The organism is Arthrobacter sp. G119Y2, assembly GCF_038069765.1.
Lineage (GTDB): Bacteria > Actinomycetota > Actinomycetes > Actinomycetales > Micrococcaceae > Arthrobacter_B.
This window is the reverse complement of record NZ_JBBPFS010000009.1, coordinates 51,127-69,365: the sequence shown is the minus strand read 5'-3', so window position 1 is coordinate 69,365 and position 18,239 is coordinate 51,127. Positions and strand designations below refer to the sequence as shown.

At 65.3% G+C, this 18,239-nt stretch carries 14 protein-coding genes; 8 read left to right on the top strand and 6 right to left on the bottom strand.

The annotated features are described in order from the left end of the window. Window positions 1-71: 71 nt before the first annotated feature. Window positions 72-683: a hypothetical protein gene (locus WKB88_RS16590; protein ID WP_341395662.1), complete on the bottom strand. Its 612-nt coding sequence runs from the start codon at window positions 681-683 to the stop codon at window positions 72-74. Window positions 684-766: 83 nt separating this feature from the next. On the opposite strand from WKB88_RS16590, the gene WKB88_RS16585 reads away from it, so the two are divergent. The 5 genes from WKB88_RS16585 (at window position 767) to WKB88_RS16565 (ending at window position 7,982) form a co-directional block, all read left to right on the top strand. After that, a complete protein-coding gene (locus WKB88_RS16585) occupies window positions 767-1,567 on the top strand; it encodes an inositol monophosphatase family protein (protein WP_341395661.1) in 801 nt (266 codons plus the stop codon). A 114-nt stretch (window positions 1,568-1,681) separates the two neighbouring features. Next, entirely contained in the window at window positions 1,682-4,168 is a 2,487-nt protein-coding gene (gene pcrA / locus WKB88_RS16580; RefSeq protein WP_341395660.1) for a DNA helicase PcrA, read from the top strand. 209 nt (window positions 4,169-4,377) lie between these two features. Further along, entirely contained in the window at window positions 4,378-5,547 is a 1,170-nt protein-coding gene (gene sucC / locus WKB88_RS16575) for an ADP-forming succinate--CoA ligase subunit beta (protein WP_341395659.1), read from the top strand. Between the two features lie 38 nt (window positions 5,548-5,585). Further along, window positions 5,586-6,488: a succinate--CoA ligase subunit alpha gene (sucD, locus tag WKB88_RS16570; RefSeq protein ID WP_341395658.1), complete on the top strand. Its 903-nt coding sequence runs from the start codon at window positions 5,586-5,588 to the stop codon at window positions 6,486-6,488. An 84-nt stretch (window positions 6,489-6,572) separates the two neighbouring features. After that, on the top strand, window positions 6,573-7,982 hold the full coding sequence (locus WKB88_RS16565) for a sugar porter family MFS transporter (protein WP_341395657.1): 1,410 nt from the start codon (window positions 6,573-6,575) through the stop codon (window positions 7,980-7,982). A 128-nt stretch (window positions 7,983-8,110) separates the two neighbouring features. On the opposite strand, the gene WKB88_RS16560 is transcribed toward WKB88_RS16565, so the two are convergent. The 5 genes from WKB88_RS16560 to WKB88_RS16540 form a co-directional block, all read right to left on the bottom strand. After that, a complete protein-coding gene (locus tag WKB88_RS16560) occupies window positions 8,111-10,054 on the bottom strand; it encodes a BCCT family transporter (protein WP_341395656.1) in 1,944 nt (647 codons plus the stop codon). Between the two features lie 365 nt (window positions 10,055-10,419). Then, the gene (locus WKB88_RS16555) at window positions 10,420-10,977 is read right to left on the bottom strand and encodes a hypothetical protein (RefSeq protein ID WP_341395655.1); all 558 of its coding nucleotides are present in this window, start codon (window positions 10,975-10,977) and stop codon (window positions 10,420-10,422) included. Beyond that, complete coding sequence (locus WKB88_RS16550) at window positions 10,974-12,032, bottom strand: DUF6507 family protein (RefSeq protein ID WP_341395654.1); 1,059 nt, start codon at window positions 12,030-12,032, stop codon at window positions 10,974-10,976. The genes WKB88_RS16555 and WKB88_RS16550 overlap by 4 nt, the downstream gene beginning before the upstream one ends. Before the next feature lie 207 nt (window positions 12,033-12,239). After that, a complete protein-coding gene (locus WKB88_RS16545) occupies window positions 12,240-13,067 on the bottom strand; it encodes an aldo/keto reductase (RefSeq protein WP_341395653.1) in 828 nt (275 codons plus the stop codon). 95 nt (window positions 13,068-13,162) lie between these two features. Continuing rightward, window positions 13,163-14,284 carry a VIT1/CCC1 transporter family protein gene (locus WKB88_RS16540; protein WP_341395652.1) on the bottom strand — a complete coding sequence of 374 codons (1,122 nt, stop codon included), beginning with the start codon at window positions 14,282-14,284 and terminating at the stop codon, window positions 13,163-13,165. Window positions 14,285-14,560: 276 nt separating this feature from the next. Here WKB88_RS16540 and WKB88_RS16535 point away from each other — a divergent pair, with 276 nt between their 5' ends. From WKB88_RS16535 to WKB88_RS16525, 3 genes are all read left to right on the top strand, one after another. After that, window positions 14,561-16,420: a long-chain-fatty-acid--CoA ligase gene (locus WKB88_RS16535; protein ID WP_445818947.1), complete on the top strand. Its 1,860-nt coding sequence runs from the start codon at window positions 14,561-14,563 to the stop codon at window positions 16,418-16,420. 63 nt (window positions 16,421-16,483) lie between these two features. Next, the gene (locus WKB88_RS16530) at window positions 16,484-17,665 is read left to right on the top strand and encodes an AI-2E family transporter (protein WP_341395650.1); all 1,182 of its coding nucleotides are present in this window, start codon (window positions 16,484-16,486) and stop codon (window positions 17,663-17,665) included. Further along, window positions 17,662-18,237, top strand: coding sequence for a helix-turn-helix domain-containing protein (locus tag WKB88_RS16525; RefSeq protein ID WP_341395649.1), 576 nt, complete (start codon window positions 17,662-17,664; stop codon window positions 18,235-18,237). Before WKB88_RS16530 ends, WKB88_RS16525 begins: the two co-directional genes overlap by 4 nt. Window positions 18,238-18,239: the final 2 nt, after the last annotated feature.

The following is an 18,239-nucleotide window of genomic DNA, read 5'->3' as shown; positions in this document are numbered from 1 at the left end:
AGGCCCCGCCGGATCCGGCGGGGCCTTTCCGTTGTGCCCGTCTTTGGCCCTGCTCTATGCAGGGAAACGTGTTAAGGAGCCTGCGGTCCGCGTTTGCCGAACACTGCAACGGCCGAGGCCAGCAGGCTTAGGGCGAAAAGCACCCAGCGGGCTATGGTCAGGGCGCTGGCGAGGGCAGCATCGCCGCTGGCCAACGTCTCCGAACCCAGGGCTGCATCAATAACGACGTTCTCCCACAGATCAACGATCACGAAGAGGATCGGCGCGGCCCACAACACCCAGCGCTTCAACCGGCCGCGGGCATTCAACCCGATGATCAGCAGCCACGTGAACCCGAACATGAGCGGAAATATGGTTCCGGCGGTCTTGTGCACGTAACTGAGCTGGCCCAGCGCATCCTCGTCCATGACCGAGCGCAGATCGTTCAGGTACTCCATGCTGTAACCGCCCACCAGCGAATCCGGCATGGACATGCCGTCCGCAAGCTGGGTCATTTGATTCAGCACCATCAGGTGCAGGTAGAAGAACATGAACAGCGTCGTGGCGACCGCCGCTATCAGGATCAGGTTCGCGTTGCTTTTGGCCTGCTGCGGTGAGCGCGGCATGGACTGGTTCGCTAGATGAGGGGGCAGAGCAGCCTTCTCGCCGTGCTTTGCCGCCCGCTGTGCCGGAGTTTTTCCCATACCTAAGAGTATCGCCGTACGCATCGGCAAGTTTGGAGCGGGGTGCTTCCCCTGTGGCAACGTTCGCCCGATAGGGTTGCTGCATGAGTGTTCATGCAGCAACTGACGATTTCACCCTTGCCGCAGAGCTGGTGCGCGACGCCGGTGCGCTGGCCCTGCGCATGCGCTCGCAGGGTTTGACCGCCACGGCCAAGACAACCGTGTCCGACGTCGTGACCGCCGCTGACCATGCCGCCGAGAAGCTGGTGGTGGACAGGCTCCGCAGGCTGCGTCCCGACGACGGGATCGTGGGCGAGGAGGGTGCCAGCGTGACGGGCACCTCCGGGCGGTCCTGGGTCATCGACCCGGTGGACGGCACCTACAACTTCTTCGCAGGCTCCACCTACTGGTGTTCGGCCATAGCCCTGAAAGCCGACGAACCCGAATCCCTGGACGGGGACCCCGAGGTGCTGCTGGGAGCCATCTACCAACCGCAGGAAGACCGGCTGTGGGTGGGCGGTGAAGGGCACCCGGCAACCCTTAACGGCTCGCCGCTCCCGCGGCTGGATGACGCACCCCTGGACCGGCTCAGCGCCGGAACCTACCTGCACCCCACCTGGCTGCTGCGGCCGGAAGTGGCGGGCCCCTGGACCGCCGCCGCCGCGCGTACCGCCACCATCCGCATGCTGGGCTCGGGCTCCTGCGATCTTGGCGGTGTCGCTTCCGGGCGGCTGGGGGCCTGGTTCCAGCACAGCTGCCCGGAATGGGACTGGCTTCCGGGCAAGGCGATCGTGCGTGCAGCCGGCGGCAGTACTGCGGTCACCACGGTGCAGGGCTTCCGCTGGCACATTGCCGGGACTGCCTCCGCTGTCCGCGAAATCAGCGGCGCCCTGGCCTCCGTCTAGTCCGGGCCGCAGTCCGGCGGCAGGGCCTCCGTCCAGCCCTGTCCGGCCCGGGTCCGGTCCGGGGTGTGGACCGGCCGGAAAAGGTCAGCGGCAGCACCTAGACTTAAGAGCACCATGGACTATCTTTTTGATCCGTACTTTTCAGCCGCCAAAACTGACACTGCCCGGGGCGCTGCTGCCCAGGCTGAGCCTGTTGATGCGGAGCCCGCCCAGACTTCCGGGGAGCGCCCGAGGGCGTCCCGCGTGGACGAACAACGGGCGGCGGATCTGCTCCAGGGCTTGAATCCGCAGCAGGAAGAAGCCGTCAAGCACGGCGGTTCGCCGCTGCTGATCGTAGCCGGTGCCGGATCCGGAAAAACCCGGGTTCTCAGTCACCGGATCGCGTACCTGATGGCGACCGGGCGCTCCAATCCGGGCCAGATCCTGGCGATTACTTTCACGAACAAGGCCGCCGCCGAAATGCGGGAACGGATCGAGGCCCTGGTGGGCGGGGTCGCGAAGACCATGTGGATTTCCACCTTCCACTCCTCCTGCGTGCGTATCCTGCGGCGCGAGGCCAAATCGGTGGGGATGAATTCCAACTTCTCGATCTACGACTCCGCTGATTCGCTGCGCCTGATCACGCTGGTGGCCAAGGGCCTGGATCTTGATCCCAAACGGTTCACGCCCAAAATGATCATGCATAAGATCTCGGCGTTGAAGAACGAACTGATCGACGACGAGTCATTTGCCGCTTCCGCCAATTACGCCGACCCGTTCGAGCAGGCCGTGGCCGAGGTGTACAAGGGCTACACGGAGCGCATGCGCTCTGCCAACGCAATGGACTTTGACGATTTGATTGCGCAGACGGTGTACATGTTCCGCGCCTTCCCGGGAGTGGCCGAGTACTACCGTCGCCGCTTCCGCCACATTTTGGTGGATGAGTACCAGGACACCAACCACGCCCAGTACGCCCTGGTGCGTGAACTGGTGGGCGTCCCCGGGGAAGGCAACACACTGGACATTCCGCCGGCGGAGCTGACGGTGGTGGGCGACTCCGATCAGTCCATCTACGCCTTCCGCGGCGCCGACGTCCGCAACATCGTGGATTTCGAAAAGGACTATCCCTCCGCCAGGACCATCCTGCTGGAGCAGAACTACCGTTCCACCCAGAACATCCTGAACGCGGCCAACGCGGTCATTTCGCGCAACCCCAACCGGCCCGAGAAACGCCTGTGGACGGCCGAGGGCAGCGGCGAGAAGATCGTTGGCTACGTTGGCGAAAACGAGCATGAGGAAGCACGGTTCATTGCCGAGGAGATCGACCGGCTGCAGGATGAGGAAAACCTGCGCCCCGGGGACGTGGCAGTGTTCTACCGCACCAACGCCCAGTCCCGCTCCCTCGAAGACGTCCTGGTCCGGGTGGGGCTGCCCTACAAGGTCGTGGGCGGCACCCGGTTCTACGAGCGCAAGGAAATCAAGGACGCGCTCGCCTACCTGCGGGTGTTGGTGAACTCCGACGACGTCGTGAACCTGCGCCGGATCCTGAACGAACCCAAGCGCGGCATCGGGGACCGGGCGGAATACTCCGTCGCCGCCCTGGCCGAACGGGAACGGATCTCCTTCATGGCTGCCCTCCGCCGGGCAGCAGAGGCGCCGGGACTGGCCACGCGTTCACTGAATGCAGTGAACGGGTTCGTCAAGCTCATTGACGATCTCGCTGAAGTCGCCAACGGCTCCGGCGCCTCCGCTGCCCTGGAAGCGGTGCTGGAACAGACCGGATACCTGGCCCAGCTGCGGTCCTCCGCGGATCCGCAGGACGAGTCGCGGGTGGAGAACCTCGCCGAACTCGTCGCGGTGGTCCGCGAATACGAAAAAGAGAACCCCGAGGGATCCCTGGGGGAGTTCCTGGAACAGGTCTCCCTCGTGGCCGACGCCGATTCCATTCCGGATGCCCCGGAAGGATCCGCCGAGGAGGTGGCCGCCGCCGTTGAGGAGTCCCGCCGCCAGGGCGTGGTCACCCTGATGACCCTGCACACAGCCAAGGGCCTGGAGTTCCCGGTGGTGTTCCTGACCGGCATGGAGCAGGGGCTGTTCCCGCACCAGCGGTCCGCCACGGATCCGGCGGAACTGGCCGAGGAACGCCGTCTCGCCTACGTGGGCCTGACTCGTGCACGGAAGCGGCTCTACATCACGCGTTCGGAAGTGCGCAGCATGTGGGGGCAGAGCCAGTACAACCCGGCCAGCCAGTTTGTGGGGGAAATCCCGGGGGAACTGATCGACTGGAAGCGCGAGGGCATGGACCGCCCCACCTGGGGCGGCAGCACAGGGTCCGGCTCCAGCCGCTACGGCGGCTCCTCCTGGGGTGCCGGTTCGGCGTCGGGCCCGGGCACCGGCGGGAGCATTTCCGCCGCACCCGTTTCCAAGGCCATCGGCCGGGTGCAGCCCCAGAAAGAAGTCATTTCAGTGGGCGTGGGGGACAAAGTCAATCACACGACCTTCGGCCACGGGACCGTGCTGGCCGTCGAGGGAACGGGTGACAAAACGGTGGCGAAAGTGAAGTTCGACGTCGGTGAAAAGCGCCTCCTGCTGCGTTACGCACCCCTGACCAAGGAGTCCTGACTGCCGGTCAGGACCCGCCGCTCATAACCCACGCTCCGCAATTTCTACAAACCATAGAACTGTGCGCTTAATCACTAAAGAGGTAGTCTGGGGACGGCGTTGGACGCCGAGCGACTAAAGTTCCAGTGGGGCAGACCGGCACGACGCATCTGCTTCGGCGATCATCTGATCGAATGTAAACCTACTTCGACGTAGAAGGACACTAGCCCGTGGACCTGTTTGAATATCAGGCGCGCGATATGTTTGAGGCGCACGGTGTACCCGTGCTTGCCGGAATCGTGGCGCACACTCCTGAAGAAGCCAAAGCTGCAGCCGAGAAGATTGGCGGCGTAGTTGTCGTCAAAGCACAGGTCAAGGTCGGTGGCCGAGGCAAGGCCGGCGGCGTCAAGGTCGCGAAGACCGCTGACGAGGCGTTCTCCTACGCTTCCGACATCCTCGGCATGGACATCAAGGGCCATACCGTCAACACCGTGATGATTGCCCAGGGCGCCGACATTGCCGAGGAGTTCTACTTCTCCGTTCTTCTGGACCGTGCCAACCGCAACTACCTGGCCATGTGCTCGGTGGAAGGCGGCATGGAAATCGAGGTCCTCGCTGTTGAGCGTCCCGATGCCCTGGCACGCGTTGCCGTTGATCCCGCCGTCGGCATCGATCAGGCCAAGGCCGAAGAAATCGTTGACGCCGCAGGGTTTGCTCCCGAGCTGCGCGAAGGCGTCATCAACGCGATCCTCAAGCTGTGGGACGTCTTCGTCAAGGAAGACGCCACCCTCGTTGAGGTCAACCCGCTGGTCAAGACCGGCAACGGTGAAATCCTGGCCCTCGACGGCAAGGTTTCCCTGGACGAAAACGCAGACTTCCGCCAGCCCGGCCACGCCGAACTGGAAGACAAGGACGCTGCCGACCCGCTGGAGGCCAAGGCCAAGGCCAACGACCTCAACTACGTCAAGCTTGACGGCCAGGTAGGCATCATCGGCAACGGTGCGGGTCTGGTCATGTCCACGCTCGACGTCGTCGCCTACGCCGGCGAGAAGCACGGCAATGTAAAGCCGGCAAACTTCCTCGACATCGGCGGCGGGGCTTCCGCTTCCGTCATGGCCGCCGGACTGGACGTCATCCTCAACGATGAGCAGGTCAAGTCCGTGTTCGTGAACGTTTTCGGCGGCATCACTGCCTGTGACGCAGTAGCCAACGGCATCGTCAAGGCCCTGGAAATCCTCGGCGACGAAGCCAACAAGCCGCTGGTCGTCCGTCTGGACGGCAACAACGTCGAAGAAGGCCGCCGCATTCTTGCTGACGCCAACCACCCGCTGGTCACGCTGGCCACCACCATGGACGAAGGCGCCGACAAGGCTGCCGAGCTCGCTTACGCCGCTCGCTGACCCAGAGCCTGTCGAACCTTTAGAAAGAGAATCCCCTTATGTCTATCTTTTTGAACAAGGACTCCAAGGTCATCGTTCAGGGCATCACCGGCGGCGAAGGAACCAAACACACCGCCCTGATGCTCAAGGCCGGAACCCAGGTTGTCGGCGGCGTTAACGCCCGCAAGGCCGGTACCACGGTCACCCACGGCGACGTCGAACTGCCCGTCTTCGGCACCGTCACCGAAGCCATGGACAAGACCAACGCCGATGTTTCCATCGTCTTCGTGCCGCCGGCCTTCACCAAGGACGCCGTCATGGAAGCGATCGACGCCGGCATCGGCCTCGTCGTCGTCATCACCGAAGGCGTTCCCGTGCAGGATTCCGCCGAGTTCTGGGCACATGCCCAGTCCAAGGTGGACGAGAACGGCAACCAGGTCACCCGCATCATCGGCCCGAACTGCCCGGGCATCATCACGCCGGGCGAGGCACTGGTCGGGATCACCCCGAACAACATCACCTCCAAGGGCCCGATCGGCTTGGTTTCCAAGTCCGGCACCCTGACCTACCAGATGATGTACGAACTGCGCGACCTTGGCTTCTCCACCGCCATCGGCATTGGCGGCGACCCCGTCATCGGCACCACGCACATCGATGCCCTCGCGGCCTTCGAAGCTGACCCCGAGACCAAGGCCATCGTCATGATCGGCGAAATCGGCGGAGACGCCGAAGAGCGTGCCGCCGAGTTCATCAAGGCCAACGTCACCAAGCCGGTTGTCGGCTACGTGGCGGGCTTCACGGCTCCCGAAGGCAAGACCATGGGCCACGCAGGCGCCATCGTCTCCGGTTCCGCAGGAACCGCCCAGGCCAAGAAGGAAGCCCTTGAGGCCGCCGGCGTGAAGGTCGGCAAGACGCCGTCCGAGACCGCCACGCTGCTGCGCGAAGTTTTCGCAGCGCTCTAGTACACGCACGCAGACCCCCGTCGGCCGGAGTTTCTCCGTCCGACGGGGGTTTTGTGCGCTTGGATATAAGCAGAAAGACACCTGATGTCCACACTTCTTTCCCCCGGAGCGGCTGCACAGCAGGGAAGCAGCCGCCACCGCGGCGCGCTGGGCCGCGCCTCCTGGATCGCAACCCTGGGCGGGTTCCTGTTTGGTTATGACACCGGAGTCATCAACGGGGCGCTGCCCTTCATGCAGACGGACCTGGGACTCACCCCGTTCACCGAAGGCCTCATCACATCAAGCCTGCTGTTCGGTGCAGCCTTCGGCGCCGTCATCGCCGGCCAGCTCGCCGACCGCTTCGGGCGCCGCCGGCTCCTGATGATGCTGGCCATGGTCTTCCTCGCCGGAGCGCTTGGCACCGCAGTGGCCCCCTCCGTGGGGCTGATGGTCGCTGCCCGCGTGGTCCTGGGACTCGCCGTGGGAGGGGCATCCGCCGTCGTGCCCATGTTTCTCTCCGAAATCGCCCCGGCCGCCCGGCGCGGGCAGATGGTGACCCGGGACCAGCTGATGATCGTCACCGGCCAGCTGGCGGCCTTCACCACCAATGCCGTCATCGGCAACGTGTGGGGCGAGGAGAACCACGTCTGGCGCTGGATGCTGGCAGTGGCTTCACTGCCGGCCATTGCCCTGTGGATCGGCATGAAATTTGTGCCCGAGAGCCCGCGCTGGCTCGCCGCGCAGGGCCGCTATCCGCAGATGATGGCGGTGCTGCAGAAGATCCGCAGCTCCGAGGACGCCCAAACCGAGTACGACGACGTGCGGGCGCTGGCGAGCCACGAAACCACCCGCCGCGGCTCGCTGAAGGACTTTGCGGAGCCTTGGCTGTTCCGGGTGCTGCTGATTGGCATGGGGATGTCCGTGGTCCAGCAGATCACCGGCGTGAACGCGATTGTCTACTACGGCACGCAAATCCTGGCCGACGCCGGTTTCGGCACCGAGGCCGCGCTGACCGCCAACATCGCCAACGGAGTCGTGTCGGTTGCCGCTGCGATTCTGGGTATCTGGCTGCTGGGAAAAGTGGGCCGCCGGCCGATGCTCATCACCGGCCTGATCGGAACGTCCTCGACGCTGCTGCTGATCGGTGTTGCCTCGCTGACCATGGCTGAAGGCACTGCCCGCGGCTTTGTGGTGTTGTCCCTGACCGTCCTGTTCCTGGCCTTCCAGCAGGGCTCCATTTCACCGGTCACCTGGCTGATGATCGCAGAGATCTTCCCGCTGCGGGTCCGAGGACTGGGGATGGGACTGTCCGTGTTTGTGCAGTGGATGGCCAACTTCGCCGTCGGCTTCTCGTTCCCGATGCTGATGGCGGGGCTGGGAATCTCCAGCACCTTCTTCATCTTCGTGGCGCTGGGCCTGTGCGCAATCCTGTTTGTGCGTCGTTTCATGCCGGAAACACAGGGCAAGTCCCTTGAACAGCTGGAAGCCGAGCTGAAGGCCGCGGGGTCCAACTAGCCGCTGAGGTTGGAGCGAGCGGAGGGCCTGGTTGCTGCCAATGGCCCCTTCCACATAACACCAGGGACCTGCCACCGGATATCGGTGGCAGGTCCCTGGTGTTAGAGCTGGGTTTACAGCGGCGGAGGTTAGCCGCGCGGACGCAGCTGGCCGTCATCCGCAGCTCCTGCAGACGGTGACGGACGTGCCGGAACCGGAGCGGGAGTGATGACGTCGTGTGCGGTGGTGTCGTGTTCCTGCGTGGCGAGGTCGAAGGTCGACCCGCCGTGCTCGTCCACGCCCGTGGCGATGGCACGCTCCACCACTGACTTGGTCAGCTGCCGGCGCAGGGCCATCGGATCGCGGGCCAGGTCCTTGGCCAGGGCTACCGTCATCAGGAGCATCACGATGGCAAACGGCAGGGCCGCCACGATGGTGATCCGCTGCAGCGCGCCCAGGGCGGCCGAGGGATCGTCGCCGCCGGCCAGGAGCATCACTGCTGCCACGGCGCCCGTCAGGACACCCCAGAAGATGACGACGGTGCGTGCCGGCTTCTCGGAGCCGTTGGAGCTCAGCGAAGCCATCACGATGGAGGCCGAATCGGCGCCCGTGACAAAGAAGATGCCGATCAGGACCATCGCCAGGACACCGACCGCAGCTGCTATCAGGTTGGGCATGGGCAGCAGGGCGAAGAGCTCAAAGAGTGCTGCATCGGATCCTGCGGCAGCCACCAGTGAATCAGCTTCACCCGGGGCGGCGCTTTTCGTTGTTCCGATGGCGGCGCCGCCGAAGATCGAGAACCAGAGAATGGTGACCGTGAAGGGGACCAGCAGGACTCCGGTGACGAACTGGCGGATGGTGCGGCCGCGGCTGATCCGGGCGATAAACATGCCGACAAACGGCGTCCAGGAGAGCCACCAGGCCCAGTAGAAGATGGTCCAGCCGGAGAGCCATTCGCGCATGCCCTCGTCGCCGACGGCCTCCGTTCGTGACGCCATCTCAGCCATGTTGCCCGCATAGTCCGCGATAGCGGAGGGGATGACGTTGAGGATAAACAGGGTGGGGCCGGCGATAAAGACGATGATCGCCAGCAGCATGGCCAGGCCCATGTTGATGTTGGAGAGCCACTGGATACCGCGGGAAATCCCGGACATGGCCGAGGCGACAAAGCAGGCGGTGAGGACGGCAACGATGCCCACCAGGATGCTGGTGCCGACAGTGCCGATCGCGCCCGTTGATTCCAGGCCGCTGCCGATCTGCAGGGCGCCCAGGCCCAGGGAAGCAGCCGTGCCGAACAGTGTCGCGAAAATGGCGAAAATGTTCAGGACCTTGCCCAGCGGGCCGTCCACGCGTGCCCTGCCGAAGAGGGAGGTAAAGGCGGAGGAAATGAGCTGCTTGCGGCCCAGGCGGTAGCTGCCGTAGGCCATGGCGATGCCGACGATGGCATACATGGCCCAAGGATGCAGTCCCCAGTGGAAGACCGAGGTGGCCATAGCCGTCCGGAGCGCCTCCGGGGTCTGGCCGTCAACGGTGCCCGGCGGAGGAGAGACATAGTGGAACATCGGTTCGGCAACGCCGTAGAACATCAGGCCGATGCCCATGCCGGAGGCAAACATCATGGAGATCCAGGACGCCGTTGAGAACTCCGGTTCCTCGTCATCCTTGCCGAGGGGAATATGAGCGAATCGTCCCAGCGCGAGCCAGAGGACATAGACCACGAAGAAGGAAGCCAGCACGACGAACAGCCAGCCGGTATTTTCCATGACCCAGTCCAGCGCCGACTGCGACGTGGTCGCGAGCGAATCCCTGCCGTAAAAACCCCAGACGATGAAGGCAATAGCCAAAACGCCGGTGACTCCGAACAGTACTTTGTCCAGCTTGGCGGGGGTTTCGGTGCTGCGGGCGGTCTCATGCGCGCGCTCCGTCTCCCGGAGCTGCGCCAGGAGTTCCTGGTCAGGATCGGCGTCCGGCTCAATAGTCTCTGCCGGGGGCTCGTGGGTGTGTGATGCTGCTGTTCCGGCGTCCGCGCCATGGAGGGTTGCTCCGGCGCGTCCTGCCGGACCCGGCCCCGAAGGGGGGGTGGGTTCAGTCATGTTAGCCATAGGCCTTCCTTGTGTTAACGGAAGATATACCCGGTTCCCCTGGAGGATCATCGGGCTGCTTGAGAGGAGGAGGCCGGGCCCGGATTCGCAGGTGCGTTCGTCTGCGGGCATGGCTCTACCGGGTTATGAAAGCGACGCTGCCCCTCTGATGCGTTTCTTCCGTACCTGATACGTGGTGATGCGTAGTCTCTATTAGAGTTTCCCGCTTCCCTCTGCAAGTCAAATCTCCCCGAGGCTTTGGCGGGTTGCACGGTACGCAGTTTCCCGCGGCCTAAGGCAGCCGGGGTGCCTGGCGTGGTCAAGTGCACACACTCCGGGCACATGACCCGGACCGGCGGCCGGCGGCGCTGTCCGGGTCAGCGGAGGCACTGTCCGATCGGCTGCTGTTCACGTGACCCGGAGCCGGAGCCGGAGCCGGAGCCGCGCCCCGCCAGAGCGTCAAGGGCGCGGATGCACCGGTCTTCGGCTGCGGCCAGTTCCTGGGCCAGCTGGTCTGCTTCGGCCTGCAGGAGCTGCCCCTGAAGCGTCACGGGCGTTTTGACGCCTGTCGGGCTGATACCCGGACCGGCGTCATTCCGTTCCTTTTCCTGTAAATCCCCGGCTGCGCTCTGCAGCGCCAGGCGCCTGCTGCGGATGTCCTCGACGACGGCCGCGAAGGTTTCAAGCGCAGCTGCCGCACGGGAAGCAACCTCCAGGACGCCTTGTCCAGCAGCTCGCGGACCATCCATTGCACGATGGACCTGGTGCTGTTCGGGGGCGGCATAGGCTCCGGCCAGGGCCGACCAGTGAGCGTGGGCCTGGCGAATGGACTCACCGGCACGGGAGCTGCATGCCAGGAGCAAAGCGGCGCCTTCCCGGAGTTCCGGGACGGCAGGCAGGTGGGCAGTGCCGCTGAGATCGATACTCGAGCTCATGTCAGGCCCCACTTTCCGCTGGAGTTGTCCCCGGAGGCGCCCGGGGCTTCGTCGACGGCCACGGGTACGGGCAGCTGCTTGGTGTCCAGCGGCCAGACAAGGTCCGGCAGCGAGGGCTTAATAAGCAGCGGATTCGGGAGCACGGCCGGGAGGGGCCGGGCGGGCCACCAGGGAGATCTGCCTTGTGGTGGAAGGCCGGGCTCCGGCCAGCGGGGATTCCAGCCGCCGGGCGGGTAGGCGGGGCCGGGCGGGTAGGCGGGGCCCGGCCAGCCGGGCGGATAGGCGGGGCCCGCCCACCCTGGGGGATCAACCGGCCAACGAGGCGGAAATACCGGCCACCGGGGAATCCAGGCGCCGGGCGGATAGGCAGGGCCCGGCCAGCGGGGCCGGAAGCAGTCGGGATGCGGAAACCAGCCGCCCGGACAGGGGTAGTACAGCCGCAGCATCAAATCACGCGCAACGATGAAGGACGGGCGTCCCGGGAGTGCGGGTCGGAAGAGCCATTCCGGGCGCCAGGGCGGCGGGCCCGGCAGCGGTACGAGCGTTCCGGGTTCGGGGTCCGGCTCCGGCTTCTGCGGCAGTGGCAGCGGGCGCGGCAGCGGGCGCGGCAGCGGAGCCGGCAGGGCGCGTGCCGGGCCTGCACCCGGGCCTCCGGGTTTCGGAAGGGGAGCCGGCCGTGCCGGCGGAAGGAGGGGAAGAGCAGCGGGCGGGAGCGCAGATTCCGCGCTGCGTCCCGAGGCATCCGGGACGGCGGCTGCCGCGGCTTCCGCCCGTGCCCGCATCTCGTCGTCTGCGCGCAGATACTCGCCGACTGCCTGCGTGGCACCCTGCACTGCCTCCTCGGCTCGGCTCAGAATCGACCGCAGATCCGGAAGAAGGTCGCCCGCGCCCAAGGCGGTAAACGCGCGGGCCACCCGGGTGGCACCCAGTGCAGCCACAACGGTATCCACGCTGCGTTGGAGCTCGGTGGGAACGGAGGCCAGAACCATAAGGTCCGCTTCCGTTTTCCGGACCGCGTCCATTGCCGCAGAGGTGTCGATGTCGTAGGCAACCATGGTTTATCCCTTCCCTTGCCACACGGACGCACGCCACAACGGATGACGGGTTCAGACTGCGCTCCCGCCAATTGGTCAGGCGAGCCGGGGAGGGCCCGCGGTCCGGACCCCGGCCGGTCCGATCAATCTAACCGAGTCGGGGAAGCGGAGATACCCAGGTGTCGTACCTGTGGACAAGTCCGACAGGCGTGGCCGGGGCGGAGGCCGTTAATGGCCGAATACGTCCGAATCCGCGATGTCTTCCTCGGTCTTCATGCCGTCAAGAGACTGCATATCCTCCGCGTCGAGTTCGAAGTCGACCACGTCCAGGTTCTCAGCCATCCGTTCGGGGTTGGCGGACTTGGGGATGGTGACAAGGCCGGATTGGAGGTCCCAGCGGAGCACAATCTGGGCCGGAGTCTTGCCGTACTTCCCGGCCATGGCCGTGATGCGGGAATCGCTCAGGAGCCCGCTGCCCTTGCCCAGCGGGCTCCATGCCTCTGTCACGATGCCCAGGCGGGAATGGCTTTCCCGGACCTCGCGGCGCGGGTGGTAGGGATCAAGCTGAACCTGGTTAACTTCGGGAACCAGGCCGGCGTCGGCCAGCTGCTGCAGGTGCGCCGGCTTGAAATTGGATACCCCGACGGCCCGAACCAAGCCGTCGTCCTGAAGGGCGCGCATGCCGCGGAAAGCCTCTACATAGCGGTTCAGTCCGGGGTTGGGCCAGTGGATCAACAGCAGGTCGACGTAGTCGGTGCCAAGCCGCTGCAAGGCTGCATCCGCAGCACGGCGGACGCCGTCAAAACTGTGCCATTCCTTGTTGAACTTGGTGGTGATGAAGGCTTCGCTGCGGTCCAAGCCGCTGCGCCGCAGCCCTTCACCGACTCCTTTTTCATTGCGGTAGTTCTCCGCGGTATCGAAATGGCGGTAACCGAGTCCGACGGCGGTGTCGACGGCGCGGGCCGCCTCGTCGTCGTTCAGCGGCCAGGTTCCCAACCCGATCTGCGGGATGAGGGCGCCGCTGCGCAGCGGCAGGAGAGGAGACAGGATGCTCATGGAAGTCCTTACGGAAGTAGTCGCGGTTCTTCCGCATCGTTCTCCGGGACGGACAAAAGTGCAAGCCCGCCGGTGCAGGCCCGCCGGTGCAAGATTTAGACGCCGGTGCCGAACAGCATGCCCAGGGCATACGTGGCGGCTGCTGCGCCAAGGCCAATGGCCAACTGCCGCAAACCGCGCTTCAGCGGCGAGGCGCCGGAGAGCAGGCCGACGACGGCGCCGGTCATCAGCAGCGCCAGGCTGACCAGTACGCAGGAAATGACGACGGCCGCCAGCCCGGTGAACCCGAAGATGTAGGGCAGAACCGGGATGATGGCGCCGGAAGCGAAAAAGCAGAAGCTGGATACAGCGGCGCCGAGCCCGGTGCCCACGGTTTCGTGCTCGTCGCCTCCGTCAACTGTTGCTTCCGGGTTGAGCGAGAAACTCGGATCGCAGTCGCAGCTGTACAGCCCCATGCGTTCGGCTGCCCGGTGCTCCGCGGCCTCCGGGGACATGCCGCGGGCCCGGTAGACCAGCACCAGCTCGTTGGCGTCAATGTCCAGGGACTTTGCCGCGGCCAGGGTGATCTGCGTGGGGCGGGAGGCCTCGAGCAGCTCCCGCTGCGAACGGACCGAAACGTATTCGCCGGCCCCCATGGACAGTGCGCCCGCCAGCAGCCCGGCCAGGCCGCTGAAAAGGATGAATCCGCTGGACACCCCGGTGGCACCGATGCCCATGATCAGCGCAAGGTTGGAAACGAGGCCGTCATTCGCACCGAAAACGGCTGCCCTGAAGTTTCCGGAGAGCCGGGTCCTGCCCCTGGTCGCCAGTCCGCGCACCACTTCCTCATGGATCTGCTCGTCGGCAGCCATCGCATTGGTGGCGTTCGGGTCGCTGGCATAGGGGGAGCGGCCCTCGGCGCGCTGCGCCAGGGCCAGGACGAACACGGACCCGAAACGGCGCGCCAGGAAACCGAGCAGCCGGTTCCGGAGGGAAGCCTTGGTGCGCCGGTTCGCGTCGTCGCCCAGAAGCTCTCGCCAGTGGGCTTCATGGCGTCCTTCAGCCTCGGCCAGGGCGAGCAGGATGGCGCGTTCTTCGCCCTCGCGGCGTTCGGCCAAGTAACGGTAGGTGTCGGCTTCGGCCCGTTCATCGGCCAGATACTGCCGCCAGCGCTTCAGATCGGACGGGGACGGCGGCTGCGGACGTTCGGAAGGGCCGTCTGCGGGGTGGGTGTTCACAATGCTCCTGGTGGAAGACCGGAGCGGTTTGAGAGGTGCTCCGGTCAGCTGATGGCGAAACTGACCGAAGGTCTCGCTCGCCCGTGCGCAGTGCACACTGGGTGGGATGCCGGGCCGCACGGTGGCGGCCAGTATGTCGACAGACCTCGGCCGTCACCGCAGGAAACCGTGCGCGCCGCTGGCGTTCACTAAGATTGATTCTGCGGGAGGGCCGGAGCTACTCCCCTTCGAGCTAACAGTGTAGCGGAGATCAAGGTGAAACCCGAGGAAGGCAACATGCAGCCAGAAGGCAGCTTTGGCACCGGAACCGGCAGTGCGCGGCGGAAGCCGCCCCGGCCAACGGCTAAAGTCGAGGACGTGAGTACTCAAGCCTCCTCAGACCTGACCGAGCAGACACGTCCCTGGACCCGTCACTACGGCGAGGGTGTTCCTGCCGATCTGCACCTTCCCGAAGGGTCCCTGGTGGACATGGTGGAAGAGTCAATCCGGAAATTCGGATCAAAGCCGGCACTGCAGTTCTTCGGATCCGTCACCAGTTACCAGAACCTCGGCGAGCAGATCCGCCGCGCCGCCACCGGGCTGAGGAAGCTCGGCGTGAAAAAAGGCGACCGGGTTGCCCTGGTCCTGCCAAACTGCCCGCAGCACATTGTGGCGTTCTACGCGGCGCTGCGTCTGGGCGCCATTGTGGTGGAACACAATCCGCTGTACACGGACCGGGAGCTGCGCCACCAGTTTGAGGATCACGGCGCCACCGTAGCCGTGGTGTGGGATAAAGCAGTGGACCGGGTGCAGGCAATGCCGGCCGATATTCCGCTGCGCAGCATCATCTCCGTCAACTTGGTCGACAGCATGCCGCTGGGTAACCGGCTGGCCCTGAAGCTTCCGGTGCCGGCCGCCCGGAAAGCACGCAGCGCCCTCACCGTATCCAAGACTCCCCGCAGCGGAGCACGGCTGGTGCTTCCCTGGAAGAAGCTGCTGGACCACCGGCCGCTGCGGCGCAGGCACCCCCGGCCCGCCGCTTCCGACCTGGCCGTCATCCAGTACACCAGCGGAACCACGGGCGTGCCCAAGGGGGCCATGCTCACCCACGCGAACCTGATGGCCAACGCCGCGCAGGGCCGGGCGTGGGTTCCCGGACTTCGGCCGGGCAAGGAAACCTTCTATGCGGTGCTGCCGATGTTCCACGCTTACGGGCTCACGCTCTGCCTGACCTTCGCGATGAGCCTCGGAGCACGGCTGGTGCTGTTCCCCAAGTTTGACCCGGACCTCGTGGTCAAGGCCGTCAAGAAGACCCCGCCGACGTTCCTGCCGGCCGTTCCGCCGATTTATGACCGCATTGTCAGCGTGGCCAATGAACAGGGTGTCTCCCTGAAGGGAGTGCGCTTTGCCATCTCCGGGGCAATGAACCTCCCGGTTGCCACCGTCTCCGCCTGGGAGGACGCCACCGGCGGCTACCTGATTGAGGGCTACGGGCTGACGGAAACCTCACCGGTGGCCATCGGCAATCCCATGGGACCCACCCGCAAGCCCGGAACCGTCGGGGTTCCGTTCCCGCTGACTGATATCCGCGTGGTGGATCCGGAGAATCCGCAGACGGACCGTCCCCACGGGGAGCAGGGCGAGCTGCTGATCCGCGGCCCGCAGGTTTTCCAGGGCTATTGGAACAAGCCCGCGGAAACGCAGGCGGCACTGCTCGACGGCGGATGGTTCCGTACCGGCGACATCGTCTCTGTGGACGAGGATCACTTCGTCACGATCCAGGACCGGATCAAGGAGCTGATTATCACCGGCGGGTTCAACGTTTCTCCCTCGGAAGTGGAGGAAGCGCTCAAGCGCCACGAGAGCATTGCCGACGCCGCCGTCGTCGGCATCGGCAAGGCGGGCGGCGGGGAAGACGTCGTGGCCGCGGTGGTGCTGAAACAGGATGCACACTTCGACGCGGAAGCCGTCCGAACGTACGTCCGCAACGAACTGGCAGCCTATAAGGTGCCGCGCAGGATCGTGCAGATTCCGGACCTGCCGCGTTCCCTGATCGGAAAGGTGATGCGCCGGCACGTCCGTGACCAGCTCATTGCGCCCGACGCCGACGCCCAAAATCGCGACGACGGTGCGCCCGTATCCGAGAACAAGCCCTAACCCGCAGATTAGTACGTTCCGCCAGCAATTCCAGACCGGTTCCGCCAACAGGAAGACCAGGCCATGCCCAGAACACCGTCCCCCGATCAGCGCAGGCAGGCCGCGGAGTCCCCTCAGCGGTATTGGAGCGGAGCCCTGGGGCACGCGGGCCAGCGGTCAGCACAGATCCTCCTGGTCCTGCTCCTGGCCGGCGTCACCATCTACGGCCTGCGGCAGATCACCCTGGTGGTCATTCCGGTGCTGCTGGCGCTGATCCTGGCGGCGGCCATTTCCCCGTTCGTGAATTGGCTCCGCCGCAAGGGGTGGCCCAGCGCGCTGGCCACCGGTGTCTCCTTCCTGCTTCTGCTGGCGGCCTTCGGCGGCCTCATCACCGGAATCGTTTTTGCCATCCGGAGCGAGTGGAGCTCCCTGGTGGACCAGGCGGTGGAGGGCTTCAACGAGCTGTACCGGCTACTCCAGGACAGCCCCATTCCGCTCGACAGCAGCACCATTGAGAACGCCCGGGATGCCGCCATCGACTTCGCCACCAGCTCGACAGCGGGCAGCGGTGCGCTGGCCGGAATCGGAGCGGCAACAAACTTCGTCACCGGCTTCGTGCTGATGGCCGTGGTGCTCTTCTACTTCCTCAAGGACGGCGACAAGATCTGGGCGTTCTTCCTGCGCTGGTTCCACGGGGAGAAGCTGGAGAAGGCCCGGCTGTCCGGCGCCCGCGCCATGGAGGTGCTCGGCGGGTACGTGCGCGGAACAGCAATTGTGGCAGCGGTGGATTCAATCTGCATCGGCGCTGCACTGTTCATTCTGCAGGTGCCGCTGGCGCTGCCGCTGTCCGTGATCGTCTTTGTCGGCTCGTTCATCCCGCTGGTGGGCGCCACGGCAGCCGGGATTCTCGCGGCCCTGATCGCGCTGGTCGCCAACGGTCCGATCGTCGCCCTCATCGTCGTGATCGTGATCATCGCTGTGAACCAGCTGGAAGGAAACTTCCTGCAGCCGGTGGTCATGGGCCGCACCCTGAGCATCCACGCCCTGGTGATCCTGCTGGCCCTGACCGCCGGAACCATCCTGGCCGGCATCATTGGAGCCATCTTGTCGGTGCCGATCGCCGCGGTGTCCTGGGCGGTTATCAAGGTCTGGACCGGGGAGGACGACGGCGACCCGGACGAAGTGGCCGAGATCCCGGAGCCCGAAGATTCCGAATCCGCGACCACGGATGCAGCTTCCGGCCCCGCCGGCAAAGCCTCGTCATGAAGGCCCTGCCCGTAGAGCCCTCCAACGCGCCGATGGCCATCGGTCCGAGGATCCGTCTCGCGCGGCAGGCACGCCGGATGACGATCGAACAGGTGGCTGCGGCCACCGGCCTCACCAAGGGTTTCCTGAGCCGGGTCGAGAGGGATCTGACCTCCCCGTCGGTGGCCTCCCTGCTCACCCTGTGCCAGGTGCTGTCCATTTCCATCGGGGATCTCTTCACGGCGCCGGCCACCGAACTGACCCGGTGGATGGATGCGCCCTCGGTGAACCTGGGCGGAACGGGAATCACCGAAAGGCTGGTGACGCCGCGGACTGAGCGCCGGGTGCAGGTCATCCGTGCCGTGATCGCCCCCGGAGGATCGGGGGAAACCGAGCTCTACTCCGTGGACTGCGACGTTGAGGTCCTGCACGTGGCCCGCGGCCGCTTTGTCCTGGTCTTCGCCGGCGAATCGATGGAGCTGGCCGAAGGCGACACCGTCACTTTCCCCGGCCAGGAACCGCACTCATGGCACAATCCCACTGATGCTGAAGCGGTTGTCCTGTGGACGCTGGTCAGCCCGGCAGCCAGCTAGCT